The sequence below is a fragment of the Akkermansiaceae bacterium genome (assembly GCA_017798145.1).
Taxonomy (GTDB): domain Bacteria; phylum Verrucomicrobiota; class Verrucomicrobiia; order Verrucomicrobiales; family Akkermansiaceae; genus Luteolibacter.
In genome coordinates this window covers 1,183,961-1,207,721 of sequence record CP059069.1, presented here as the reverse complement: position 1 = coordinate 1,207,721, position 23,761 = coordinate 1,183,961, and the positions used below count along the sequence as shown (strand labels likewise).

The following is a 23,761-nucleotide window of genomic DNA, read 5'->3' as shown; positions in this document are numbered from 1 at the left end:
TTGCGCATGACCCGAAGGATGTCCCTGTTGCCGTGGCTTGCCATCATTCTATGTTCTCTCAATGGGCCGAATGTCCTGCATGCGCAGGACAACGAGCCGATTGTCCCGGTTGAGGACGTCGCGGTGGCGGGAAAGCCTGCTCCCGATCCGGCTGTGCAGGCGCAGGGAATCGACCAGAAAATCGATGCGGTCTTTGCGAAATCCACAGGCTGGTTCGTTTCCGGGATTTTTTCGACCATAAGGGTCGCGGGATACGATGTGCTTTGGATCGTCCTCTGGCTCGCGCTGGCAGGTGTGGTTTTCACCCTCGCGTTCCGCTTCATCAACATCCGCGCCTTTCCGCTCGCGATCCGAACGGTGAAGGGGAAATACAGCGATGAGTCCGATCCCGGGGAAATCACCCATTTCCAGGCGCTGGCCACCGCGGTCTCGGGGACGGTTGGGCTGGGGAACATCGCGGGTGTCGCCATCGGCATCTCGATGGCCGGCCCGGGTGTGGCGTTTTGGCTTTTCCTGAGCGGATTCCTCGGCATGGCCACGAAATTCGCGGAATGCACACTCGGGATGAAATACCGGGAGATTGACAAGCAAGGCCGCATCCAGGGCGGGGGCATGCAGTATCTGCGCAAGGGCTTTGCCGATCTGGGGCTGAAACCGGTCGGTGTGGTGCTGGCGTTTTTTTTCGCGATCTTCTGCGTGTTCGCATCCTTTGGCGGCGGCAATGTTTTCCAGATCAACCAGGCGACCGCCCAGCTCCTGAACGTGACCGGCGGTCAAGCCAGCTTTTTCGCTGACAAGCAGTGGCTCTTCGGGCTGATCATCGCGGTTGCGACAGGCTTGGTCATCATCGGAGGCATCAACAGCATCGCCCGCGTGACCTCGCGGCTGGTGCCTCTCATGTGCGTGGTCTATGTCATCAGCGCGGCCATTGTGCTGGTGGTGAATGCGGGGCATATCCCCATTGCGCTGCGGGAAATCGTCACAGAGGCGTTCACCCCGCGCGCAGCGGTGGGCGGAGGGATTCTCGCCGCATTCATCTGGGGCATGCGCCGGGCCACCTTTTCCAACGAGGCGGGGATAGGGTCCGCGCCCATCGCCCACTCCACGGCGAAGTCACGGATGCCGGCCAGCGAAGGGATCGTCGCGCTGCTCGAGCCGTTCATAGACACCGTGGTGGTCTGCACGATGACTTCCCTGGTGCTGGTCACGACCATGCACTTCGACAACGACTCGGGGAATTTCCTGATCAATGGCCAGGCTTTTGAGATCGGCAACCCCGCGAACAACAGCACCGCATTCGGGATCGGGCTGACCTCGGCTTCCTTCGAGACGGTTCATTCGGGCTTCAAGTATGTCCTGTTCATGTGCGTGCTGCTGTTCGCTTTCTCGACGCTCATCACATGGAGCTACTACGGGCTCCAGGCATGGCAGTTCCTGTTCGGGAAAAACCCGCTCGTCGCCCTCTCATACAAGCTGCTGTTCTGCGTCATCATCGTCGCCGGAGCTGCCGCCTCCATGTCCAGCGCGATCGATTTTTCGGATGCCTCGCTCTTCGCGATGAGCGTTCCGAACCTCATCGGCGTGTATGTGCTGATGCCCGTCGTGGCAAGGGAGCTGAGGAAATTCCAAGCCTACACGAAGCATGTGGATGCCGGTGACTCGCTGGATGAGGCGGAGGCCAAGGTCTCCGCCGAATGATGCGGTTGGACGTTTCCCTGAATGCATGGAAAGCTGCGGCTGACAATGGCGCGTGAATACAAACTGCAGCGATCGAAGCCGGTTTCGGCCTCCGGGATCGACTACGAAAAGGAACTCAACGCGGAGCAATTCCGTGCGGTCAGCTCGCCGCCCGGAAAAGCGCTGGTGATCGCCGGGGCGGGCTCTGGGAAAACGCGCACGCTGACCTACCGGGTTTCCTGGCTGCTGGATCGCAGCGAGGATGCTCGCAACATCCTGCTGCTGACCTTCACCAACAAGGCCGCGCGGGAAATGGTCGAGCGGGTGCGGGCGCTGGTGGCAGGAGATGTCTCGGATCTCTGGGCGGGGACGTTCCACTCGATCTGCAACCGCATACTGCGCCGCCACGCGGAGGAGATCGGTTTCACGAAATCATTTTCCATCCTCGACAGGGACGACCAGAAATCCCTTATGAACGCGGTGGTGGCCTCCTGCGACATCGATACGAAGCAGCGCCGGTTCCCGAAGGCGGACGTTCTCATTGCGATGTTCAGCCTGATGTCGAACACCGGTGCGGAACTGCGCGATGTGCTTCATGCGAGGTATCCGTATTTCGCCGACAGGGAGGATGAGCTCGAGAAGGTGCGGGAGGGATACGCGAAGAAAAAGCGGGACACCAACTCGCTGGATTTCGATGACATGCTGGTCATGGCGGTGGAGCTTTTCCGCGGGCATCCGGATGTCTTGGAAATCTATCGGAAACGTTTCCGCAACATCCTTGTCGATGAGTATCAGGACACGAACTCGGTGCAGAGCCAGCTGATCGACCTCCTGGCGGGCGATTCAAACAGCCTCATGGCGGTCGGGGACGATTCGCAGTCGATCTACTCATGGCGCGGTGCGGAGGTGGATCACATCCTCAATTTCAAGAAACGCTACCCGGATTCCGTGGTGCACACGATCGAGACGAACTACCGCAGCGTGCCGGAGATCCTCGATCTCTCCAACGCGGCGATTTCCGCCAACCGGATGCGCTACGAGAAAAACCTGCGCTCGTCGCGCGCGGAGATCGGCGCGAAGCCGGCGCTGGTGGCGGTGGAGGATCCTTCCTCGCAGGCGATGTTTGTGGCGCAGCGGATGCTGGAGCTGCGCGAGGAGGGGATCGAGCTCTCGGAAATGGCGGTGCTTTACCGGGCGCATTTCCAGAGCATGGAGATCCAGATGGAGCTGACGCGGCGCGGCATCCCCTTCGCGATCACAAGCGGCCTGAGGTTTTTCGAACAGGCGCACGTCAAGGATATCGCCGCCTTCCTGCGCTTCGTCACGAACCGGAGGGATGAGGTCAGCTTCAAGCGCATGGTCGAACTGTTGCCCGGATGCGGACCGGGAAGTTCGGAGAAACTATGGCAGAAATGGTTGCGCGATCCCGCTTCGGGAAACCCGGAGCCACCGGGGAAATGGTCTGAGGTTTTCCTGTCGTACCCGGTGCCGAAGAAGGCGGCAAAACCTTGGGAGCAGCTCTGTTACACGCTCGACGAGCTCAGTCCCGGCGGGGAATTCGTCACGCCCTCGGAAATGATTTTCAGCGTGCTGGAGGGTGTCTACGACGACTACCTGAAGGAAAGCTTCGATAATTACGAGCTGCGCCGTGCGGACATCGAGCAGCTCATCCAGTACGGTACGGCCTTCGGGGATGTGCTGGAGTTTCTGGCACAGCTTTCCCTGATGGCCACCACCGATGTGGAACCGACCGGTGACAGGGCGGAAGCCGATGACGACAAGGTCACGCTCTCATCCATCCACCAGGCGAAGGGCTTGGAGTGGAAAGCGGTTTTCCTCATCTGGCTGGTGGACGGGCAATTTCCCAACGGGCGCATATTGGAAGCGGACGATGAGGCTGCCCTTGAGGAGGAAAGGCGGTTGTTCTACGTCGCACTTACCCGGGCGAAGGACGAGCTCTACCTCAGCTACCCGATGCTCAATCCGAAAAGCTACACGGGCGACATCCTCTGCCGCCCCTCGCGCTTCCTCAACGATTTCCCGAAGGAGATGGTGGAGGAGTGGAACGTGGGGAGCGAGTGGGTGGGTGATGACAATCCGTTCTGAGCAAGGCGCCCCCTTTCTTTCCGCCGCCGGGGCCGAGGCGGATCAGGTGATCCGCGACGGCGATGACATCGGGATGATGTTCGATGATGATGACGGAGTGGCCGGAATCACGGAGCCGGAAGATGGCTTCCAACAGCTTTTCAACATCTCCGAAGTGCAGGCCGGTGGTCGGCTCGTCGAAGAGATAGAGGGTGTGTGGCGAGCTTGGCCGGGAAATTTCAAGGGCTAGCTTGAGGCGTTGGCATTCGCCGCCAGAGAGCGTGCTTCCGGCTTGGCCGAGGCCTAGGTAGCCTAGCCCCAAGCCGTCCATGGTATGTAGCAGGCGGTAAAGTTTCGGTATGGGGCGGAAGTGCGCCTTTGCCTCGGACACAGGCATTTCCAGGACCTCGGCGATAGATTTCCCCTTGTATGTGATCTCGAGTGTCTCCCGGTTGAAGCGCTTGCCGAGGCAGGCCGGGCACCCCGTCCATGCGTCTGGAAGGAAGTGCATCTCGATCTTCAATTTGCCGTTGCCCTGGCAGCGTTCGCAGCGGCCGCCTTTTGCGTTGAAGGAGAAGCGGCCTTTGCCGTAGCCGCGTTGTTTGGAGAGCGGGAGTTTTGCGAAAAGATCCCGGATGATGTCGAAGGCGCCGATGAATGTGGCGGGATTCGAACGCGGCGAACGACCGATGGAGGATTGGTCGCAGAGGACGAATTTTTCGATGTGCCCGAGGCCGGTGATCGAGTCGTGGGCACCGGGTTCTTCCTTCGCATTGTTGAAATGCCTGGCAAGTGACTTTGCGAGGATGCCGTTGATGAGGGTGGACTTTCCCGATCCCGAGGGGCCTGAAACCACGGTGACCTGGTGGAGGGGGATTTTCACCGTCAGATCCTTCAGATTATGTTCCCGGGCACCGTGGATCGTGATGAATCTGGCCTCCGGGTTCCGCGGGCCGCTCTCTGGCAAGAATCGCGGAATCTCCCCGCGCAGCCATTTTCCTGTCGGGCTTTCGATATCAAGGGGTGAGCCCTCGGCGAGAATTTCCCCTCCCTGCGCGCCTGCGCCGGGCCCCATGTCGATGAGGTGATCTGCGGCGCGGATGATGTCCTCGTCGTGTTCCACTACGACCACCGTATTTCCGATGTCGCGGAGGCGGGTGATGGCGGAGATGAGGCGTGCGGTGTCCGAGGAATGGAGGCCGATGGAGGGCTCATCGAGGACGTAGATCACGCCGGAGAGGCCGGCCCCGAGTTGGGTGGCGAGCTTGATGCGCTGGACTTCGCCGCCCGAGAGTGTGCCGGAGCATCGGTCTAGCGTGAGGTAATCGAGGCCGACTTCTTCCAGGAAGGTGAGGCGCTTTTCGACTTCGGCTGCGAGGTCTCCGAGCGGGGCGGGGGAGGATTTCAGGGCGGAGATCCATTGCTTGGCTTCGGAAACTCCCAGTTGGCAGAACTGCATGATGCCCAGCGAAAGGCTTGGCGGATGCAATCCGCCGCCACGAACTTTCACGGACTGGATTTCGTTTTTAAGGCGGAGGTTTCCACAGGATTTGCAGCCTAGGCCTTCGCAGGCGGGGCATGCACCCTCGAGGGTGTTGAAGGAGAAATGGCGGGGGGTGAGATCACCGAAGATCTCCCCGCTGCGGGGGTTGCGGTAGGAGGTTTGGAATGTGAGTTCGCGGTATTCGGCCTCGCCGGGTTTCTGCAAGAGGACTTTCGCTTCCGCACCGCAGAGGCGGAGGGCGAGCTCGATGGAATCGGCGAGGCGTGACCCGATTCCTTCGCGGATTACCAGGCGGTCAATCACGATCTCGATTTCCGGGCTGGCATGATCCGCAATGGTGACCTCGTTGATTTCCCTGATCTGCCCATCGATGCGAATGCGGATGAAGCCCTGGCGCTGGAGGTCGCCGAGCAGTCGTTCGGGTTCGGCGGCTTCCGCTTTGGGGACGGCGGCAAGGATGATGAGCTTTGTGCCTTGTGGCTGGGCGGAGAGCTCGGAGATGATTTCGGAGGGACCCATGCGGGTCATGGCTTGGCCGGTTTCTGGGTCGTGGGGGATGCCGATTGCGGCCCAGAGGATGCGGAGGTAATCGTAGATTTCCGTGGCGGAGGCGACGGTGGAGCGGGGGGAGAGGCCGCCGACGCGCTGTTCGATGGCGATGGCGGGGTTGAGGCCTTCGATGGAATCGACATCGGGCTTCTCCAGCTGGGATAGGAACTGGCGGGCATAGACCGAGAGGGACTCGACGTAGCGGCGCTGTCCCTCCGCATAGAGGGTGTCGAAGGCAAGCGAGGATTTTCCGGAGCCGGAGGGGCCGGTTATGACGGTCAGTTTCCCTTTCGGGATGGCGACCGTCAGGTTTTTCAGGTGATGCTGGCGTGCACCGCTGATTCGTACTTCGTTCATAAGTTCCAAAAAATCCCCACCCCCCGAAGAGCTGCGACAAGCATGAGGCTTATCGGGATTCTTTCAATGTCCAAGGGTTGCGATGCGGGGGTTTGTTCTCGGCTGCCGGGCTAACGAGATCATCCGGGGAATGGGGTTCACGTCGGAATCCGACCTGTCGGAAAAATCCGCCCCAACCATCGAAAGACCTCCCATAGCCCCCTGCGACATTGAGAAATCCTCCGCAGAAGGCCCCTACAAGGCACGCACCGAGCGCTAGTGAATGTTCGCCGCCAACCAGTCCCTGAAAGTCTCCCAGTGCTTCGGGAGCTCCGTTGCCACCTTAGGCCGATCGGCAAGAACCGCCAGACGTTCCGGGATATCGACGGTTCCGGCTCCCAGCTCCTCATCCATCACATCGGGAAACTTCGCGGGATGCGCGGTCTCCAAGGTGATCGTTTCGGCACCGGGATTCGCCTCGCGGTATTTGCCCGCAGCAAGCCAGCCGACCGCTCCGTGGGGATCAATGTTGTAGCCGTAGAGGGATTTCACCTCACGGATGGCCGCACGGGTTTCCTCATCGGAGAAGCTCATCCCGCCCATGCAGCCCTTGAGTTCCTGCCATGAGTTTCCGAAAATGGCCGTCATGCGGACGAAGTTCGATGGTGCCCCCACATCCATCGCGTTGGAGATTGTCGAGATGCTGGGACGCGGTTCGTAGCTTCCGCTCTCGAGGTAGCGCGGCACGACGTCATTGCGGTTCGTGGCTGCCACGAATCCCTCGACGGGCAAACCGAGCTGGCGGGCGAGAAGGCCGGCCGTTAGGTTGCCGAAATTGCCGGAAGGCACCACGAACACCGGCTTTGCCCCCTCCTCCAACTGGCGGGCGGCATGGATGTAATAGAAGCTTTGCGGAACGAGCCGCGACAGGTTGATCGAGTTCGCAGAGGTGAGGTTCATCCGCTCGGAAAGCTCCCGGTCGAGGAACGCTTTCTTCACCAGCGCCTGGCAGTCGTCGAAGGTTCCCTCGATTTCCAGCGCGGTGATGTTCCCGCCCAGCGAGGTGAGCTGCTTTTCCTGAAGTCCTGATACCTTGCCCTTCGGATAGAGGATCACCACCCGCGTGCCCGGCACATTATGGAAGGCCGATGCCACCGCACCGCCGGTATCGCCGGAGGTCGCGACCAGCACGGTCAGCATCCTGTCATCATCCTCGGTCAGGTGAGCCATGAGCCGCGCCATGAAACGCGCACCGAAATCCTTGAAAGCCAGAGTCGGCCCGTGGAACAGCTCGAGGATGTGGTCGCCGGGATCCAGCGTCACCACCGGCGCATCGAACTCCAGGGTGCCGTCCACGATCTTCTTCAGGTCATCCGCCGGGACATCCTCGCCGAAAAACGATTCCGCCACGGCGAAACCGATCTCACGGAAGGAAAGCTCCCGGTAGGACGACCAGAAGCCCTCTCCGAGGACGGGCATAGCATCGGGCATGTAGAGGCCATTGTCCGGCGGCAGCGAGCGGAGGATCGCCTCTTTCAAGCCGACCCGATGGCCGGGGTTGTTGGTGGAATGATATTTCACGAAACACTCACTCTCGGATCACTCAACCACATGTACGCCGCGCGGGTTGATCCCTGACACATGCACTTGGCAGTTGATGGGGATCGCCTGGAAAACCTTCTCCACCGCCGCCCCGACCTTGCGGGCGCTTTCCTCGCCCTCACACAGTGCGAAGACCGAGGGTCCGGCACCGGAGATGGAGAATCCGAGTGCCCCGGCGGAGAGGGCGGCGCGTTTCGCCTTGTAGAAATCCGGGATAAGCTTCTGGCGGCGCGGCTCGGCGATCACATCATGGATGGAGCGGGAAATGAGGCCGTAGTCCGACTGGATCAGGCCGCAGAGAAGGCCGCCGAGGTTGCCGATCTGTTGGGTGGCGTTCACCAGCGGGATGTCCTTGGGCAGGATTTCGCGGGCGACCTTGGTCAGGATCTCGATGTCCGGGTGGACGACAGCGGCCCAGAGATTTTTCGGGGCGGGGATCTGGGCGATGTCGAGTTCCTCGTTGGAGCGGATGAAAACGATGCCACCCAGCAGGCAGGGGCCGACGTTGTCCGCGTGCCACGCCCCGTCCGCCGAGGCCTCCCCGGCCATCGCGAAGGGTAGGAGCTGGCGTTTTGAAAGTGGCTCGCCGATGAGCTTGTTGACCGCATACGCACCTGCGACGGCAGATGCGGAGGATGAACCGAGGCCGGAACCGAAGGGCATCTTCTTGTGGATCTCCATCTCGATCCCGCGGTCGAGCATCCCGAGGTGCTTGAGCAGATCGAGCGCCGCGACGCCGGCGGTGTTTTTCTCGGGATCTTTGGGCAGCTTGCCCCCATCACCGGTGATCTTGGTGATCTGGAAACCCGGTTTCTGGGAATGGCGGACGACGATTTCATCGCCGGGCGAGTCGATGGCGAAGCCGAGCACATCGTAGCCACAGGCGACGTTGGCAACGGTTGCCGGGGCGAAAACTCGGATCTCTTGGTTGGCGGACATGGCAGGATTTCCCGATGAGGGGCGGGAGTCTGCTTCGGTTCCAGCTCGGATATCAAGCCCCACTTTGGCCGCAGCCGGCTTCAGAAAACCACTTCCTTGCCCAGCTCTGCGATATCCACCGTGGCACCCTGTTCCTTGAGGGCGGCCTCCAGGTGTTCCGCGGATTCCGGTTCCCCGTGGACGAGCCAGGTGTGGGTTTTCGGCCCCGTGATGCGATTGTGGTAGTCCACCAGCTCGGAGTGATCCGCATGGCCGGAAAAGGAATCCACGATCTCGATGTTCGCGTTCACGCGGAACTCGTCGCCGAGGATTCTAACGGTTTTCTCTCCATCGCGGATGCGCCGCCCCAGTGTGCGCTCTGCGCAGTAGCCGACAAAGAGCACGGTGGTTTTCGGATCCTCGATGTTGTTGCGCAGGTGATGGAGGATGCGCCCCGCCTCGCACATGCCGGAGGCGGAAATGATGATCGCAACGCCTTTGAGATCGTTCAGCGATTTGGAGCCTTTCACCGATCGGATCAGGGTGAGGTCTTCGAAGCCGAAGGGGTTCTGTTTCTCGAAAAGGGCGGCATACACTTCCTCGTTGAAGGAATCGGGATGCAGCCGGTAGATCTCGGTGGCGCTCACCGCCAGCGGGCTGTCCACGTAAACGGGGATGGGCGGAAGATCCTTGGAAACGAACATCTCGTTGAGCACGTAGAGAAGCTTCTGCGTCCTCTCGACCGCGAAGGCGGGGATGAGGATTTTCCCGCCGCGCTTCGCCGCCTGCTTGATGACCTTGGCAAAATGGTCGTCGAAACCGGGAGGCGCCTCATGCTCACGCCCGCCGTAGGTGCTTTCCATGAGCACGAAATCCACGTCCTTCACGGCCACCGGATCGCGCAACACTTCGTTGCCGCCCCGGCCGACATCGCCGGAAAACAGGAAGCGTTTCTCGACCCCGTCGGACTGGTCCTTCACATCCAGCACGACCTGCGCGGACCCGAGGATATGTCCCGCGTCAACGAAGGTGAGCTCCACGCCATCGCAGATTGTCAGAGGCCTGTCATAGCCGAGGGTCACGAACTGGCGGAGGCACTTTTCCGCATCCTGCTCCGTGTAGAGCGCCTCCACCGCAGCAAGCCCGCTGCGCTTGCGGTGTTTGTTGAGCCACTCGATGTCATGTTCCTGGATCCGCGCGGAATCCCTCAGCATGATCTGGCAGAGATCGCGGGTGGCGTGGGTCGAGAAGATTGTGCCGTTGAAGCCTTTCTTGGAAAGGTTGGGCAGGTTGCCGCTGTGGTCGATGTGGGCATGGGAAAGCACCACGACATCCACCGATGCGGGATCGAAGTGCGGAAAGCAGCAGTTGATCTCGTAGGCATCCTTGCGGCTGCCCTGATAGAGCCCGCAATCCAGGAGGATGCGCTTGCCATTCACTTCCAGCAGGTGCTGGGAGCCGGTGGTGGTTCCGGCTGCGCCGCAAAATTTGAGTTTCATATGGATACGATCCTCTCCAAGCCGCCGTGCGGCGCAACGAAAATCATGTTAGGGCGGGTGTGGTTCCCACAGCTGCCTGTTTTGGATCACCCCTCGGAACCCTAGCGGAGCAGCGCGAGGATGGGTGCCGGATACACGCCGAACACCAATGTCAGGACGGTGAGTGCTCCGATGGCGATTTTCGAGATCTGCGGCAGTGCGATGGTGGTGTTATCGCCGGCGTCTATCCACCACATGGCGCGGATGGTCTTGAAATAGTAGTAGAAGCCGGCGGCAGCTGCGATGACCGCGATGCCGATGCCTATCCAGAGGCCGGACTCGGCGGCTAGGGAGAAGACGAAGAATTTCCCGATGAATCCTGCGGTCAGGGGGACTCCGGCAAGGGCGGCGAGCAGGATGGTGAGGGCGAGGGCGAGCAGGGGATTGGTCTTGCCAAGGCCGTTGAAGTCGGTGACCGCCTCTCCATCACGGTGGATGCGGATCTGGGCGAGGATGAAAAACACGCCGAGCGTCATCAGCAGGTAGGTGGCGAGATAGAACGAGACCGCCTCGGTGGAGGTGACGCTCCAGCCGGAGACGGGACGCCATGCGGCGAGGGCAAGGAGCAGGAAACCCGCGTGGGCGATGGAGGAGTAGGCGAGCAGCCGCTTGAAATTCGTTTGCGGGATCGCGGCGAGGTTGCCGTAGAGCAGGGTGGCTCCGGCGATGATGAGGAGGATGGTCAGCACCTGGTTGCGGACAGGGGAGCTTTCGCCGAGGAAGGGTGTTAGGAAACGGATCAGCAGGACGAAGCCTGCGGCCTTGGAAGCCACCGAGAGGAAGGCGGTGGTGGGGGTTGGTGCGCCTTGGTAGACGTCAGGGATCCACATTTGCATCGGCACGGCACCGACCTTGAATCCGAGCGCGACGAGCACGAGTGCGATGCCAAATAGGAGCGGGATTGGGGATTGGAGATTTGGGAATGAGGATGGGATGAGATCGAGTCGCATCGTGCCGGTGGAGCCATAGACCCAGGCGATGCCATAGACGAGGAAACCGGTGCTGAGCGCACCGAGGATGAGGTATTTCACGCCCGCCTCCAGCGAGCCTACGTTGCGGCGCATGTAGGCGACGAGTATGTAGAAGGTGATCGTGACCAGCTCCAGCGCGACGAATGCGCCCGCAAGGTCTTTCGCGGAGGCCATCCACATCATGCCCGCGCAGGCGAAGATGGGGAGGGAGTAGAATTCCCCGGTGCCTTCCTCGGAGTCCGGCGTTTCGGTGAAACGGGAAAGGATCTTCCGGTAATCGACCGCCATCAGCAGCACCAGCGCGGTGGCGAGCAGGGCGAAGATCTTGTAGAAGCGGGCCAGGGAATCGAACTGGTAGAAGTTCCAGATCGGCCAGCCGGCCCAAGCGGAATCGGGTTTTTCATTCGGGCCGATGGCGAGGCAGGTGGTGATGAGGATCAGGACCAGGCCGATGGCGCCCGATATGCCAAGCCATGATTTGTTTTTCGATGGCACGAATGCCTCGAAAATCAGGATGGCGAAACCGAGGGTGACGGTGAGGGCTTCGAGGTAGTAGGCGGGCATGGTTGGAAAGTGGTTGGTGATTTGTTATCGGTTAGAAGTGTTCTTCCTATGTACTGATAACGAATAACATCTAACTCAATGCTTCAGCAAATTGAGCAAAAGGTTCGGGTAGCAGCCGACGGCGAGTAGGGCGGTGATGAGAAGGACTGCCGGGATATGGTCGGCGAGGGTGAGGTCGGCGGCGTTCTCGGTGGATTTCACGGTTGGCCCTTGGAAGATGTTGCGGTAGGCGCGGAGCATGTAAACGGCGGAGATCACCACGCCCCAGATGGCGAGGATGCAGGCGATCTGCACGGGGCCGAGGCCATTGGCCGGGACGTAGTTCTCGAAGGCGGAGAGGAAGACGAGGACTTCGCCGGAGAAGTTCGCTAGTCCGGGGAGGCCGATCGAGGCCATCGCGGCGATGCCGAAGAGGAAAGCCATGCCGGGGGCGGATTTTGCGAGCCCGCCCATGTCCGCGAGGTCGAGGGAACCGGTGCTGCGCTCGATGCGATCCGCGAGGCCGAAGAGAAGTGCGATGGAAACGCCGTGGGCAAACATCAGGACGACAGCGGCGGGAAGGGCGAGGGTGTTGGAGTCTGGCGCCGCTATGAGTGCGGCGATGGCAAGGAAGATGTAGCCCATGTGCATCACCGAGGAATTGCCGAGCAGGGTATCAAGGCGCTTCTGGGAAATGGTGACGAGCCCGACCCAGAGGATGTTTCCGAGAAGAAGAACGAGCAAGGGGGTCAGCCATGCCTGGAGGCCTTCCGGGACGAGCGGGATGGCGATGCGGAGCATCCCGTAGAGTCCGAATTTCTTCAAAACCCCGGCGTGTAGCATGGCAGTGGGCGCAGGCGCGCTGGCGTAGGCGGGTGCGGCCCAGGAGTGGAAGGGGAAAAGGGAGACGAGCGTGCCGAAGCCGACGATGAGCAACGCGGCGATGCCTTTCTGGGCAGCGGGGCCTATGGTTCCGGCGGCGTTCTGCATTTCCCGGAGGTCGAAGGTGCCGGTGAGCGATGCCAGCCAGACCAGCCCTGCGAGAAGCACCAGCGAGCCGAGGCCGAGGTAGATGGTGATTTTCCAGGCGATGCCGCGGCGGTCGCCACGGCCGAGTATGCCTATCATCAGGAAAGTGGGAATCAGGGCGAGTTCGTGGAAGGCGTAGAAGAAAAACAGGTCGGTGGAAGCGAAGGCACCGAGCGCCCCTGCGGAAATCAGCAGTGAGGAACCGTAGTAAAGCTTTTCCGATCCCGCGGGGGCCTTGCCCGACATCACGGCGGCGAGGGTCACGATGACCGAGAGCGCCACCATCACCAGGCTCATCCCATCGATGTATCCGAAGGCTAGGTGGATGGCTGGCTTTTCAAGCACGGGCAGCGAGAACTCCCAGATTTTTTCCCGCCAGCAGAACATCGAGCCGAGGCCTAGCACCAGGTTGATCGCGGCGGCGGCAATCGCGGTGAGGCGGGCCGGAGCGCCGAAAAGGATCGCGAGGAATGCGAGGATGGGAAGTGCGACGAGGAGGGCGAGCATTGGGAAAAATGACGTTGGGGCGGAAGGTTCCGCTTCCGCAGGGCGAATACAGCCGACTTGCGGCGGGGGGAAAAGGGCAAAATGGGGCGGGGAGGGGAAATTTGGATGGATGCCGGAAGACAGGGCCATCGGTGGCAACCCCTGCCACCCCGCCATCCGCGTGGGCTCGGATGGAATCCTGTCGATTCATGGCCGCAGCCAAGGAAAAAATGCTCAAGTTTCACGATATTTCCCGGTTGACATGCCCGCCGCGGCTGCCCTAGCTTTCGCGCCCCTTCGGGAAACGAGCAATTTCGCGCACGTCCCGCAGGACTTCCCATCCAAAGAAATGAAGACATTTTCCGCAAAGCCGCACGAAGTTGACCGCAAATGGTATGTGATCGACGCCAAAGGCAAAGTCCTCGGCCAGGTAGCCGTCGAAGCCGCGCGTTTGCTCCGTGGCAAGCACAAGCCGATTTTCACCACCCACGTTGACACCGGCGACTTCGTCGTGGTGATCAACGCGGATCAATGCGTACTGACCGGCAACAAGGAAACCGAGAAGATCTACACCCGCTTCACCGGCTACGTCGGCGGCAAGAAGGTGGAGACCCCGCACAAGCTGCGTGAGCGCCGCCCGGTGCTCCTGGTTGAACGTGCTGTCTGGGGCATGATCCCCAAGACCCGCCTTGGCCGCGCCCAGTTCGGCAAACTCAAGGTCTATGCCGGCGAGAGCCATCCTCACGAGGCCCAGCAACCGGCCGTCCACGAGATCCGCTAACCTAACTTTCCAACACCATGCCAGCCACCGAAACCAAGAGCGCAACCGGGCGCCGCAAGACCGCAGTCGCACACGTGCGCCTCTCCGAGGGAACCGGGGAGATCACCATCAACGGGATCTCTTTCGAGGAATACCTGCCGACCATCGACCTCCAGAACACCGTCATCGCGCCCTTCCAGGCCGTCAACCTGGTCAACAAGTTCGACGCAAACGTGGTCGTCAAGGGCGGCGGCAAGCATGCCCAGGCCACCGCCATCCGACATGCAATCTCCCGCTCGCTGACCTTGGTCGATCCCGAGCACCGCAAGCTCATCAAGCCGGAAGGTTTCCTCACCCGGGATCCTCGCATGAAGGAGCGCAAGAAATCCGGCCAGCCAGGCGCCCGCGCCCGCTTCCAGTTCTCCAAGCGTTGATCCGCTTTCCGAACCTTTTCCAAAAAGCCGCTCCTGTCCGGAGCGGCTTTTTTTTGCGGCGGTTTCCCGGATCCCGCGCAACTTTGCCCTGCCGCCGGTGTTGCACGGCTGATTCCATTTTTTATCATCATGAAAACGAACGTATTGATTCCGGGTTTGGCACTGGCCATCGGGCTGGGTGTGGGATTTGGCGTAGGCAAATCCGGCGGTGACCCCGCCACCGCCGATGGCCTTGAGGCACTGAACGCCCGAACGGGCCCCGGCGCGCGCCCGGGGATGGACAGGGCGGGGGAGCAGCCAGGAAGGGACAAGAAGGCGAGGACGCTCGATGAAATCTACAACAAGCCGGGACAGAGCAACCGCATCCAGGCCTTGCTCGACCGCTATGCGAGCCTCGGCCCCGATGAGTTCGCAGGGGAGGCGGAGAAGCTCGATGCATTGCCTTTCAACGAGCGCATCCTCGCTTCCGTGCTGCTTTTCGGAAAATGGGCGGAGGTCGATCCGACCGCCGCGATGGCCTTCACCGACACCATGGGTTTTGCCGGTGCCTTCGTGAAGCCGACCGTTCTCCAGGGCTGGGCGAGCACCGATCCGGTCAACGCCGCGAAATACTATACCGACAATCCATCCCAGTTCGCCATGATGAACATGATGGGCGGGCGCGGCGGGCGTGGCGGCATGGGAGCCCAGGGACCAGGGGAAATCATCGCCGGCGAGTGGGCGAAGCAGGATCCCTCCGCAGCGATGGCATGGGCATCCGGCCTGAAGAACAACAGCGGCCAGGCCATGACCGCCGTGATCTCCCAGGTTGCCAAGACGGATCCCACCAAGGCGGCGCAAATGGTCGGCGGCATGCCTGCGGATGAGCAGACCGCCGCCTACGAGAACATCGCCAAGCAGTGGGGCGCAAAGGATTTCTCAGAAGCCCGTGCCTGGGCGAACGGCCTTCCCGAGGAACAGCGAGCCGCCGCCATGTCCGCGGCGATAGCCGGGCTTGCCCAGGGCAGCCCTGAACTGGCTGCGGCGGAGATCGGAAAAATGACCGATGCGGATGCGATCCGGGATGCGGTGCCGACCGTGGCGATGAACTACGCCCGCTCCGATGTTCGCGGATCGATGGACTGGCTCAACAGCCTCGACAACGACGATGCGAAACGTGATTCCATGCGTCAGGTCATGCCGATCTGGGCCGCCGCCGACAGCGCCGCCGCCATGGATTTCATCAAGGGGCAGACCTCGCCCGAAGTGAAGGATCGTGCGGCGGAAACCTACGTCTGGAGCAACCGGAACTCGCCGCCGTCAGAGCTCGCGGAAGTCGCCGGCATGATCACCGACGAGGGCGACAGGAACCGGGCGACAGGTATCGTCGCAGCCCGCTGGATGCAGGAGGACAAGGCCGCCGCCACCCAATACATAAACGGAAACACGGCCATCCCCGACGAGATGAAGGAACGCCTCCTCAGCGGCCAACCCATGTGGGGTGGCGGCGACCGTGCCGGGCGGGGCCGCGGCGGGGACTGAGCATTGAAATCCGCGGGATCAGCAACCGACGCGCCGGGCTGAGTGCCAGAGGAAACGGCAGGGGTTGCCGGGCGGCGGGATCAACCCTTCCTTGGGAGGGCTGGAGGAGGATGCTGCAATCGGATCGCGGCTCAGGTCACGATCTCGTAGCCTTTCCGGTATGAGCCTTGGAGCAATGGGTTGGCGATGTCCGCGTATTCACCGGTGAAGCTTTCGCTTTCCGGATCCAGGGAGAGGTGCTTGCCGAGCGTCAGCAGGTGTTTGGATGGGTCGATGCCGTTTTTCACGAGATGCTCCAGCATCCGTTCGATGGCGTCCGTGCTCGCCTCGTCCTTGATGGCGGATTTGATGTCGGCGGGTGTCGTGGGTCTGCCGAGTTTCCAGGAGATGTTGCCGATGTGTGCGAGAGCGGAGGAGAGGTGCCCGTTTTCCGCGCCATGGGAGTACGGGATTTTTCCCGAATGGCAGGAATCGACGAACGACTGCATGTGAGATTTCCCGCCTTTGAAGGTTTTGAGCTTTTTGCCGTCCTTGTCATAGGCGGAGCAGCCGGCGCCGTGGCCGCCGGAGAGGTGACCGCCCTCGCATTCGATGATGTTGCCTATCCTTTCGCCCCGGTAGTCACCGGTGGGTAGGCCGCGGACCTCGAAGACGATGGGAATGGGATAGTCGTAGTAACAGACCTGGGTGTTCGCCCAGTTTCCGTCATCCACGTAGCCGAGGCGGGCACCTACCGATACGGTGGAGGCGGGGAGCTTGGGATCGCCGATGAACCACCGGCAGACGTCGAGCTGGTGGGGGCCCTGGTTGCCGAGGTCGCCGTTGCCATAGTCCTGCTGCCAATGCCAATCGTAGTGGAAGCGCTTGCGCGGTATGGGGACTACTTCCCGGGGGCCGCACCAGAGATCGTAGTTCACCGAGCTTGGGGGAGCGATGGGTTTTCCGACCGTTCCGATGGATCCTCGCGGCTTGTAGCAGAATCCGCGCGAGAGGGTGATTTTCCCAAGCTCACCGGATTTCAGGAAATCGAAGGCCTCGTGCCATGCGGTCTCGGAGCGGCGCTGGAAGCCGTGCTGGATGACGGCACCGTATTTCCCCGCCGCGTTGGCGAGCTGGCGGCCCTCCCGGACATTGTGGGAAACGGGTTTCTCCACGTAGGCGTGCTTGCCGTTGGCGGTGGCGGTGGTGGCGATGAGGGCATGGAGGTGGTTCGGGGTGGCGATCACCACGGCGTCGATGTCCTTGGATTCGCAGGCTTTCCGGTAGTCGCCGAATTTCACGACCCTGGTGCCACGTTTTTCGAGCTCGGCGGCGAAGCCCTCCGTCACTTCGGAATCTACGTCACAGAGGGCTACGAGAGTTGCACCCTTGGCGTTGATGACCTCGTTGGCCAGGCCTTTTCCGCGGCCATTGAAGCCGATCACACATACGCGGAGATCGCCGTTGGCGCTGCCCGCCGCCCGGGCGAAAGGGGGTGTGAGCGCGAACGCGCCGGCGAGTGCGGTGCTGGAGAGGAAGCCGCGGCGTGTGGTGTTCATGGCCGTTTTTTCAGGGCTTTGATGAAAGCGATCTGTGGATTTCATCGAGTTTCGCGGATTCCAGCGAGCCGCTGTGGATGATGACCGTGTATTTCAGCATGATGGACTCCCCTTTTTTCAGGACATGGTTCCCTGCCTTCTTGTCTTTGTTTTTTTCGAAATCGTGGATGCCGAAGGGGTTTGCGGCGAGGAGGCCGTAGTCGCGGGCGTGCCAGTGGGTGGGGTGGCGGAAGGATGAGGGGTCGTCGAGGATGGCGACGACGACGGGTTTGCCGAGTTCGTCCGGGGCCGGAGTAGGCGGCCATGTGGCGCGCTTGCCCCAGGCGTCGAGGTCGGTCTCGCCGTTGGAGTTGGTTAGGGTGGCCTTGGCCTCCTTGCCTTTGACCCTGAGGGTGCGGTCGGTGCGGATGGCGAAGGTGCCTTCCTTGGTATCGCCGAAAACGACGTCCCCGTTGCGTGCGGTGAGCCGCGAGCTGATGTCGATGCGCAGGGTGTCTGCGTCCGGGCGCGAGATGAAATGGCGGCGGTCTTCGGTGAGGATCGCCGCCGCTCCGTCCACGCTCCAATAGAGATCCGCGTTGAAGCTCGCGACCCCGTTTTCCACTTTCTCGCCATAGATCGATTTCTCCTTGATGGATGCGTCCTTGTTTCCGGTCCCCGCCCAGAAGTCGTAGCCATTGACATTGCCGTGGGAGAGCCAGACGCCGCGGTGGTGGGGGTGGTCCTTTTCCTCGGATGGGGCGTCCTTTTCCATGGGCCAGTGGCGGAGGATGTTCGCGCCGGAGGGGGCGGTCAGCGGATAAAGGTAAGGGACGCGGTAGTCGGTGCGGAAGGATGTGATGAGTTTGCCGCCATCGAGTAGTTGGAGCGTTCCGTCAGTCCTGGCGAAAGAGAACTCCGCTTTTGCGGCAGGCGCTGATATTGCGAGGGCGATCGCCGCAGCGATACGGGGGGCATGCATTTTCATGGGATGGGCGCGGTAAACGGTCGGCTACGGTTTATGGAAGAGGTGTTTTTCATGAAAGGAGGATATTTTCGGAATAGCATCCGTGGGAATCCTCTCTAATGTGCAGAAGATGAGCGAATTCGCGGAATTGGTTGATGCCCATTATCAGGCGCTATATCGGTTCGGTTACTCCCTGACGAGGAGCCCGGACCGGGCCTCGGATCTTGTGCAGGAGACATTCTGCATCTGGGCGGAGAAGAACGCCCAGCTGCGTGACAGGAGCAAGGCGAAGACCTGGCTTTTCACGACGCTGCACCGGGAGTTCCTCGGGCAGAGGAGGAAGATGTCGCGGTTTTCCGACGAGCCGGTGGATGAGAACCGCATGGGCGAGCAGGAGTTGGGGGAGGACGGCGCGGAGCGCCAGATGGACGGGCAGCGCGCCGTGGAGTTGCTGGGGGAGATGGATGAGATCTATCAGGCACCGCTGGCGCTTTTCTACCTGCAGCAGCACAGCTACAAGGAAATCGCCGAGATCCTCGATGTCCCGATAGGGACGGTGATGTCGCGGCTTTCGCGGGGTAAGGAAATGCTGAGGAAAAGGATGGTTGCGGAGCCCTCTAGCGGCCCCAAGAACCTTGTAGATGTGAAACCGGAACTTTTTGAACACAGAAATGGATAGGGAGAGGGCAAAATTCGTATTGCGGAGCTTCCGCCCCGACGGGGCGGATGCGGTGGACGCGGATTTCGCGGAGGCGCTGCAGATGGCGACAGGAGACCGCGAGCTTGGCGAGTGGCTTATGAGGGAGCGCGCCTTTGACGCGGAGTTCGCGGAGGCCTTGGCGCGTGTCGATCTGCCGGAAGGGCTGCGCGAGGGAGTGCTGCTTGCTATGGTCAGGGGTGAAGGCGGATTCCCGAGAGTCGATCAGGAGGGCGAGCGCGAGATCATCGTGGCGATGGCCGGCATAGCGGTTCCGCCCGGGCTGCGCGGCCGTATCCTGGAGGCCATGGAGCAGACGGCGAAGGTGCAGCGCGAGAGCTTTGGGTGGAAGCGTTTCGGCATTCCGCTGGCCGCCGCCGCAGGGGTTGCGCTGGCCTTTGTGTTTGTGGATGGGAGTGCGCCCGCCGCGGGTAACACGGCAGCGCGCCCTATCACTGTGAAGGCCGTGCAGGCTGGTTTTGTCAGGACATTCGAATCCCCGATTTTCAGCCTGGACCGTGAGGATGAGAAGCCGCCGCAGCTCATGTCTTACCTGCGGGGCAAGGGGCTGCCATGCGGGAAGGGCTATCTGCCTCCCGGGCTGATCGGCGTCAAAGGGCTGGGCTGCCGCGAGCTGGTGATCGATGGGAAGCGGGGGTCCCTGCTATGCTTCGATGAGGCGGGCGGCACCGTCCATCTGGTCATTTTCCGCAAGAAGGATGTCGGCTGCAAATTGCCAGGCATGGCAAGCCCGATGCTGGAACAGGACGGCCATTGGGCGGAGGCAAGCTGGTGCAGCGGAGACTTCGTCTTCGTCCTGCTCGGGATGCGCGACAAGGAGAGCCTTGCCGCAATGTTCTGAGCGGGAAACGGATTCCATCGTGATCTGCGGCGCGTAACTGGGGCCATGACCGCCGCCAACTACGGTTAACATGGTAGTCGGGGAGATGTTTTGCTTTGACGAAATACCGGGAATTCTGTAGCAATCGGCGGCAAAGATGAAATGTCCGCGATGTGTGCAGCAGATCCACCGCGCTGCCGCGGGCTGCCCTCATTGCGGTTTCAATCTGGGGGATGCCGATAGGGTGTTCGGCAACGAGGAGGTGAAGCTCCGCAGCCTGACGGATACGGCGGGGCTTTTCCGGAGGGGGGAGCGGGACAGGCTGGAGGATGAGATCTGGCGTTTCGGCGCGGCTTTCCCCCAGATGTTCGTGGCGGTCTATACAGGCAGCCTGGGCGAGCTTGCGAACCTCCGGCAATTCGGGTTCTGGCTCCTCAACCGCGGTGTATTCGAGGATGTGGCGGTGGAGAAACCGAACGAGGCAGGGGTGTTGTTCGTCATCGACCCGGACTCGAAGGCGGCGGGAATGACCTTCGGCTACCTGTTGGATCCGTTTATCGAGGAGCAGGATAGCTTCGAGTGCCTTTCGCGCGCCCACGCGCACTGGCTCGAGGGCAGGTATGCGGAGGGGATGCTGCGCAGCCTCAGGCATCTGCGGAAGATCCTTGCCAAGCGCAGCCGGCAGGTGAGGCGCGATCCGGAGAAATACGAGCGCAAGGTCGCCCCCCCGGTGGCGGTGGGGGATCTGGTTCGGAAAATCCGGGGGGACCATCGCCCTGCAGCTTCCACGGAAGCGGCGAGGAAGGAGGCGGAGCGATGATGCGCCACCTTTCCATCCTGCTGCTGGGGTCTTGCCTGGCGTCCGCAAACTCGGAGCCGCCGCTTCCGGACTGGAATTCCGAGGAGCGCAGGAAAGCCATTGGAGGCGGATGGGTCGCAGGCGGATCGCTACTTACATACGAAGCCTTCCCCCCCGAAGAGGAGGAGGCGGAGACCCCCCTGGATGTCGAGGGGCCGACTGCGGAGGAACTTGCCGGTTTTCCGGAGGATGAGAACGAGGTCTCCGAGGAATTCCTGGCGGCTTACTTCGCGGAGCGGCCGGAGGGGCATCTTGTCGATCCGCAGAATCTACTCTCCACGCGGGAGAGCCAGGATCTTGAGGCTTTCCTGGCGAGGCACTCCGGGGACTCATCCATCGAGATGTATGTGTATCTCTTCGGGATGGACCAGCAGATCCCGGGCGATGTGCGGGAGGAGGAGGTCGTGGAGCGGCTGTATTCGGTGGGAAAGCCGGCGCTCGTGGTCTATTACCATCTTGGAGCGCCGCAGCGAGCTACCGTTTACCTCAGCCCGGTGATCACTGATTCGGTCTCTGCGGCCGAGCAGAGGCGGGCGCTTGAAAGCTCCGTGATGCAGGCCTTCGGCAGCGCCCAGCCCTTCGAGCAGCTGGAGGCTTTCCTGGTGCAGATGTCCATCCGCATCTACTGGATGGAGCGCATGGCATCCGGGATGGCGGATGAAACGATGGAGGAGATGCCCGGAGATGTGGTGGCGGTGCCGGCTGGGAATGAGCAGCCCAGGCCGAAACGTTTTGAAGTGCCCGCATGGGGGCGGCTCGCCCTGTGGTCGGCTGCCGCCGCGGGTGGCGGGCTTCTCGCGCTCTGGAGCCTGGTGATGTGGTGGCGCAGCAGGGTGAGGTTCCGTTTCCCGGAGTTCGAGGTGGAACCGAGGCTGGGCGGCAGCCATGCGGCGGGGATAGGTGCGGTCATTTCCTTCGCGAGCCCCTCGCTGCCACCCGCGAAGCAGCGCAACCAGGTGCCGGACTACATGCGCCGTGCCTGAGCTTGGCATGATATTGCGAATGATTGGTTGATGAACGGCAGGCTGCGGGCGAGGCTCGCGGCGGATGGACAGGCCGGGGATGACAATCGAGGCGCAGGAGCGCGGGGGGGAGATACGACTTGCAGGGAAACTGGGGGAGATGACCCTGCCGAAGCAGGTGCTGACCCTTGCATTCTGGCCGCTGCTGGAGCAGATCCTCGCATTCTTTGTGGGGATGACGGACATCGTCATCGCCGGGCGCATGGCTGATGGAGCGGAGCGCGTGGCGATCCTCGATGCGATGAGCCTTGGCGGCTACGTGGGATGGTTCATCTATATTTTCCAAGGAGCGGTGGCGACCGGTGTGATGGCATTGGTTTCCAGGGCGACGGGTGCCCGCGACCCCAAGCTCGGCGCGCTGGCGCTGGGGCAGGGGCTGTGGCTTGGATTCATCGCCGGGCTGGCGGCTTTCTTCATCCTCCAGATCGGCCTTTCCCCCCTGATCCATTGGATGGGTCTGAGCCCCGAGGCATCCTCACAGGCTGAGCGATACATCCGTGTCTTCGCGTGGTGCGGGCCGCTGGCGGGGGCGATGTTCGCGGTGAACGCCGCGCTTCGCGGATCGGGCGATACGAGGACGCCTTTCCTGGCGATGGTGGTGGTGAACCTTGTCAACGTCGCGGTCAGCGTCCTGCTGGTATTCGGGCCGGCTCCCTTCGGCGGGCACGGGGTGGAGGGCATCGCGCTGGGAACGGTGGTCGGCTGGGGCGTGGGGCTTGTGACCGTGGTGCTGATCCTGGCGCTGAAGCGCAACGAGGGCCTGCGCTGGACCCGAGAGGGGCTGGGCTTCCACGGGGAAACGATGCTTCGGATCTGGCGGGTCGGGGTGCCGCAGGCGGTGGAGATCGCCGGCATGTGGGTGATCCATTCCTATGGGCTGCGGGTGATCTCAAACCTCGGGGAGAAGGGCGCGCTGGGGGCGCATTTCATCGCCGTGCGCCTGGAGTCGATGAGTTTCTTGCCCGGCTTCGCGATTGCGGCGGCGGCTGCTGCTCTGACCGGCCAATACCTCGGCGCGGGTGCCCCGGGGATGGCGGTCAAGGCTGTCCGGTTTTCCTGGAAGCTGGCGGTTGCGCTGATGGTGTCCATGGGACTCTGCTTTGTCCTGGGCAGGGAGTGGCTCATCGGCCTGATGGCTCCCGGCAGCGGCTTGCATGAGCGGTTGGCGGGTCCCCTGCTTGTCGTTTGCGCGTTCACCCAGCCGTTTTTCGCCACCTGCATCATCCTGAAAACGACGATGCGCGGGGCGGGAGCGACCAAGCTGGTGATGCGCTGGGCGTTCGGCAGCATGATCTTTTACCGGGTAGGAGTGCTGTGGGTGCTATCGCAGCTCGGCTGGATTTCGCTGACCGGGGTTTGGATCGTCCTGGGGCTGGATCTCGTTACGCAGGCTGTCGTTTTCTCCCGGTTGCATTTCAAGGGGAAATGGCTGGAGGCGAAGGTGTGAGATGGGTGGATTCATGCAACCGAGAGCATGTAGGCGAGTAGCATCGTGCGGGCAGACCAGAGAACGCTGCGGATCCAGTTGGTGCGGATGAGGAGTTCCATTGCGGCGTGATCGTGGCGCCTGCCGAGCTTATGGTGGAGTGGTGCCTGGAAAAATGCGGTGCTTGCCCAGATGAGGGCCACTGCGATGAAGCCGAGCAGGGAAGGCGTGCTGCGGAACATGATGAGATGGAGTGCGGCGAGGCCAAGCTCGAGGAGCATGGGGAGGACGACAAGCATCCCCATGCGCAGGCAGTGGAAGTCGTGCAGGGGCAGGAAGGATTCTGGCGGCAGTCTGCGAAACTGCGGGTAGGTGAGCAGCTGCACATGCCAGATGACGCCTGTCATCAGGGCGGAGATGACAAGCTGGGCGATGAGCAGGTGCGTTTCCGGAACAATGGGAATGGGGGTTTGCACAAG

General features: G+C 61.7%; 19 protein-coding genes. 10 read left to right on the top strand and 9 right to left on the bottom strand.

The features are described 5' to 3' along the window. Window positions 1-18: 18 nt before the first annotated feature. Window positions 19-1,698, top strand: coding sequence for an alanine:cation symporter family protein (locus HZ994_05155; GenBank protein ID QTN34324.1), 1,680 nt, complete (start codon window positions 19-21; stop codon window positions 1,696-1,698). 45 nt (window positions 1,699-1,743) lie between these two features. Beyond that, window positions 1,744-3,783, top strand: a complete 2,040-nt coding sequence (locus tag HZ994_05150; protein QTN34323.1) for an ATP-dependent helicase — start codon at window positions 1,744-1,746, stop codon at window positions 3,781-3,783. Here the strand turns inward: HZ994_05150 and uvrA are convergent. The 6 genes from uvrA to HZ994_05120 form a co-directional block, all read right to left on the bottom strand. Next, entirely contained in the window at window positions 3,707-6,172 is a 2,466-nt protein-coding gene (uvrA, locus tag HZ994_05145) for an ABC-ATPase UvrA (GenBank protein ID QTN31736.1), read from the bottom strand. The two genes, HZ994_05150 and uvrA, sit on opposite strands and share 77 nt — an antisense overlap. Before the next feature lie 255 nt (window positions 6,173-6,427). Then, on the bottom strand, window positions 6,428-7,732 hold the full coding sequence (thrC, locus tag HZ994_05140; protein ID QTN31735.1) for a threonine synthase: 1,305 nt from the start codon (window positions 7,730-7,732) through the stop codon (window positions 6,428-6,430). An 18-nt stretch (window positions 7,733-7,750) separates the two neighbouring features. Then, a complete protein-coding gene (locus tag HZ994_05135; protein ID QTN31734.1) occupies window positions 7,751-8,692 on the bottom strand; it encodes a homoserine kinase in 942 nt (313 codons plus the stop codon). 80 nt (window positions 8,693-8,772) lie between these two features. Further along, complete coding sequence (locus HZ994_05130) at window positions 8,773-10,170, bottom strand: MBL fold metallo-hydrolase (protein ID QTN31733.1); 1,398 nt, start codon at window positions 10,168-10,170, stop codon at window positions 8,773-8,775. Between the two features lie 101 nt (window positions 10,171-10,271). After that, on the bottom strand, window positions 10,272-11,744 hold the full coding sequence (locus HZ994_05125; GenBank protein ID QTN31732.1) for an NADH-quinone oxidoreductase subunit N: 1,473 nt from the start codon (window positions 11,742-11,744) through the stop codon (window positions 10,272-10,274). A 75-nt stretch (window positions 11,745-11,819) separates the two neighbouring features. Continuing rightward, entirely contained in the window at window positions 11,820-13,259 is a 1,440-nt protein-coding gene (locus HZ994_05120; GenBank protein ID QTN31731.1) for an NADH-quinone oxidoreductase subunit M, read from the bottom strand. 328 nt (window positions 13,260-13,587) lie between these two features. Here HZ994_05120 and rplM point away from each other — a divergent pair, with 328 nt between their 5' ends. From rplM to HZ994_05105, 3 genes are all read left to right on the top strand, one after another. Next, window positions 13,588-14,019, top strand: a complete 432-nt coding sequence (rplM, locus tag HZ994_05115) for a 50S ribosomal protein L13 (GenBank protein ID QTN31730.1) — start codon at window positions 13,588-13,590, stop codon at window positions 14,017-14,019. Window positions 14,020-14,036: 17 nt separating this feature from the next. Then, window positions 14,037-14,432, top strand: coding sequence for a 30S ribosomal protein S9 (gene rpsI / locus HZ994_05110; GenBank protein QTN31729.1), 396 nt, complete (start codon window positions 14,037-14,039; stop codon window positions 14,430-14,432). A gap of 129 nt (window positions 14,433-14,561) precedes the next feature. Beyond that, window positions 14,562-15,953 (top strand): hypothetical protein, encoded by a 1,392-nt coding sequence (locus HZ994_05105; GenBank protein ID QTN31728.1) that lies wholly within the window; start codon window positions 14,562-14,564, stop codon window positions 15,951-15,953. A 131-nt stretch (window positions 15,954-16,084) separates the two neighbouring features. Here HZ994_05105 and HZ994_05100 read toward each other — a convergent pair whose 3' ends face one another. Both HZ994_05100 and HZ994_05095 read right to left on the bottom strand, forming a co-directional pair. After that, window positions 16,085-17,491: a Gfo/Idh/MocA family oxidoreductase gene (locus HZ994_05100; GenBank protein ID QTN31727.1), complete on the bottom strand. Its 1,407-nt coding sequence runs from the start codon at window positions 17,489-17,491 to the stop codon at window positions 16,085-16,087. A 10-nt stretch (window positions 17,492-17,501) separates the two neighbouring features. Beyond that, window positions 17,502-18,458, bottom strand: coding sequence for a PmoA family protein (locus HZ994_05095; protein QTN31726.1), 957 nt, complete (start codon window positions 18,456-18,458; stop codon window positions 17,502-17,504). Between the two features lie 109 nt (window positions 18,459-18,567). On the opposite strand from HZ994_05095, the gene HZ994_05090 reads away from it, so the two are divergent. The 5 genes from HZ994_05090 (at window position 18,568) to HZ994_05070 (ending at window position 23,303) form a co-directional block, all read left to right on the top strand. After that, window positions 18,568-19,116 (top strand): RNA polymerase sigma factor, encoded by a 549-nt coding sequence (locus tag HZ994_05090; GenBank protein QTN31725.1) that lies wholly within the window; start codon window positions 18,568-18,570, stop codon window positions 19,114-19,116. Further along, window positions 19,109-19,996, top strand: coding sequence for a hypothetical protein (locus tag HZ994_05085; GenBank protein ID QTN31724.1), 888 nt, complete (start codon window positions 19,109-19,111; stop codon window positions 19,994-19,996). Before HZ994_05090 ends, HZ994_05085 begins: the two co-directional genes overlap by 8 nt. Window positions 19,997-20,132: 136 nt before the next feature. Further along, window positions 20,133-20,795 (top strand): hypothetical protein, encoded by a 663-nt coding sequence (locus tag HZ994_05080; GenBank protein ID QTN31723.1) that lies wholly within the window; start codon window positions 20,133-20,135, stop codon window positions 20,793-20,795. Further along, window positions 20,792-21,817, top strand: a complete 1,026-nt coding sequence (locus HZ994_05075; protein QTN31722.1) for a hypothetical protein — start codon at window positions 20,792-20,794, stop codon at window positions 21,815-21,817. Before HZ994_05080 ends, HZ994_05075 begins: the two co-directional genes overlap by 4 nt. Window positions 21,818-21,896: 79 nt before the next feature. Further along, a complete protein-coding gene (locus HZ994_05070; GenBank protein ID QTN31721.1) occupies window positions 21,897-23,303 on the top strand; it encodes an MATE family efflux transporter in 1,407 nt (468 codons plus the stop codon). An 11-nt stretch (window positions 23,304-23,314) separates the two neighbouring features. Here the strand turns inward: HZ994_05070 and HZ994_05065 are convergent, their stop codons facing one another. Next, window positions 23,315-23,758 (bottom strand): hypothetical protein, encoded by a 444-nt coding sequence (locus tag HZ994_05065; GenBank protein ID QTN31720.1) that lies wholly within the window; start codon window positions 23,756-23,758, stop codon window positions 23,315-23,317. Between the last annotated feature and the right edge of the window lie 3 nt (window positions 23,759-23,761).

Bases quoted from the DNA above. Each gene is read 5' to 3' on its own strand.
- HZ994_05070 (QTN31721.1), top strand. From the start codon at position 21,897: ATGACAATCGAGGCGCAGGAGCGCGGGGGGGAGATACGACTTGCAGGG.
- rplM (QTN31730.1), top strand. From the start codon at position 13,588: ATGAAGACATTTTCCGCAAAGCCGCACGAAGTTGACCGCAAATGGTAT.
- uvrA (QTN31736.1), bottom strand. From the start codon at position 6,172: ATGAACGAAGTACGAATCAGCGGTGCACGCCAGCATCACCTGAAAAAC.
- rpsI (QTN31729.1), top strand. From the start codon at position 14,037: ATGCCAGCCACCGAAACCAAGAGCGCAACCGGGCGCCGCAAGACCGCA.
- HZ994_05155 (QTN34324.1), top strand. From the start codon at position 19: ATGTCCCTGTTGCCGTGGCTTGCCATCATTCTATGTTCTCTCAATGGG.
- HZ994_05150 (QTN34323.1), top strand. From the start codon at position 1,744: ATGGCGCGTGAATACAAACTGCAGCGATCGAAGCCGGTTTCGGCCTCC.
- HZ994_05130 (QTN31733.1), bottom strand. From the start codon at position 10,170: ATGAAACTCAAATTTTGCGGCGCAGCCGGAACCACCACCGGCTCCCAG.
- HZ994_05105 (QTN31728.1), top strand. From the start codon at position 14,562: ATGAAAACGAACGTATTGATTCCGGGTTTGGCACTGGCCATCGGGCTG.
- HZ994_05120 (QTN31731.1), bottom strand. From the start codon at position 13,259: ATGCTCGCCCTCCTCGTCGCACTTCCCATCCTCGCATTCCTCGCGATC.
- HZ994_05125 (QTN31732.1), bottom strand. From the start codon at position 11,744: ATGCCCGCCTACTACCTCGAAGCCCTCACCGTCACCCTCGGTTTCGCC.
- HZ994_05090 (QTN31725.1), top strand. From the start codon at position 18,568: ATGAGCGAATTCGCGGAATTGGTTGATGCCCATTATCAGGCGCTATAT.
- HZ994_05095 (QTN31726.1), bottom strand. From the start codon at position 18,458: ATGAAAATGCATGCCCCCCGTATCGCTGCGGCGATCGCCCTCGCAATA.
- HZ994_05085 (QTN31724.1), top strand. From the start codon at position 19,109: ATGGATAGGGAGAGGGCAAAATTCGTATTGCGGAGCTTCCGCCCCGAC.
- HZ994_05080 (QTN31723.1), top strand. From the start codon at position 20,133: ATGAAATGTCCGCGATGTGTGCAGCAGATCCACCGCGCTGCCGCGGGC.
- HZ994_05075 (QTN31722.1), top strand. From the start codon at position 20,792: ATGATGCGCCACCTTTCCATCCTGCTGCTGGGGTCTTGCCTGGCGTCC.
- HZ994_05135 (QTN31734.1), bottom strand. From the start codon at position 8,692: ATGTCCGCCAACCAAGAGATCCGAGTTTTCGCCCCGGCAACCGTTGCC.
- HZ994_05100 (QTN31727.1), bottom strand. From the start codon at position 17,491: ATGAACACCACACGCCGCGGCTTCCTCTCCAGCACCGCACTCGCCGGC.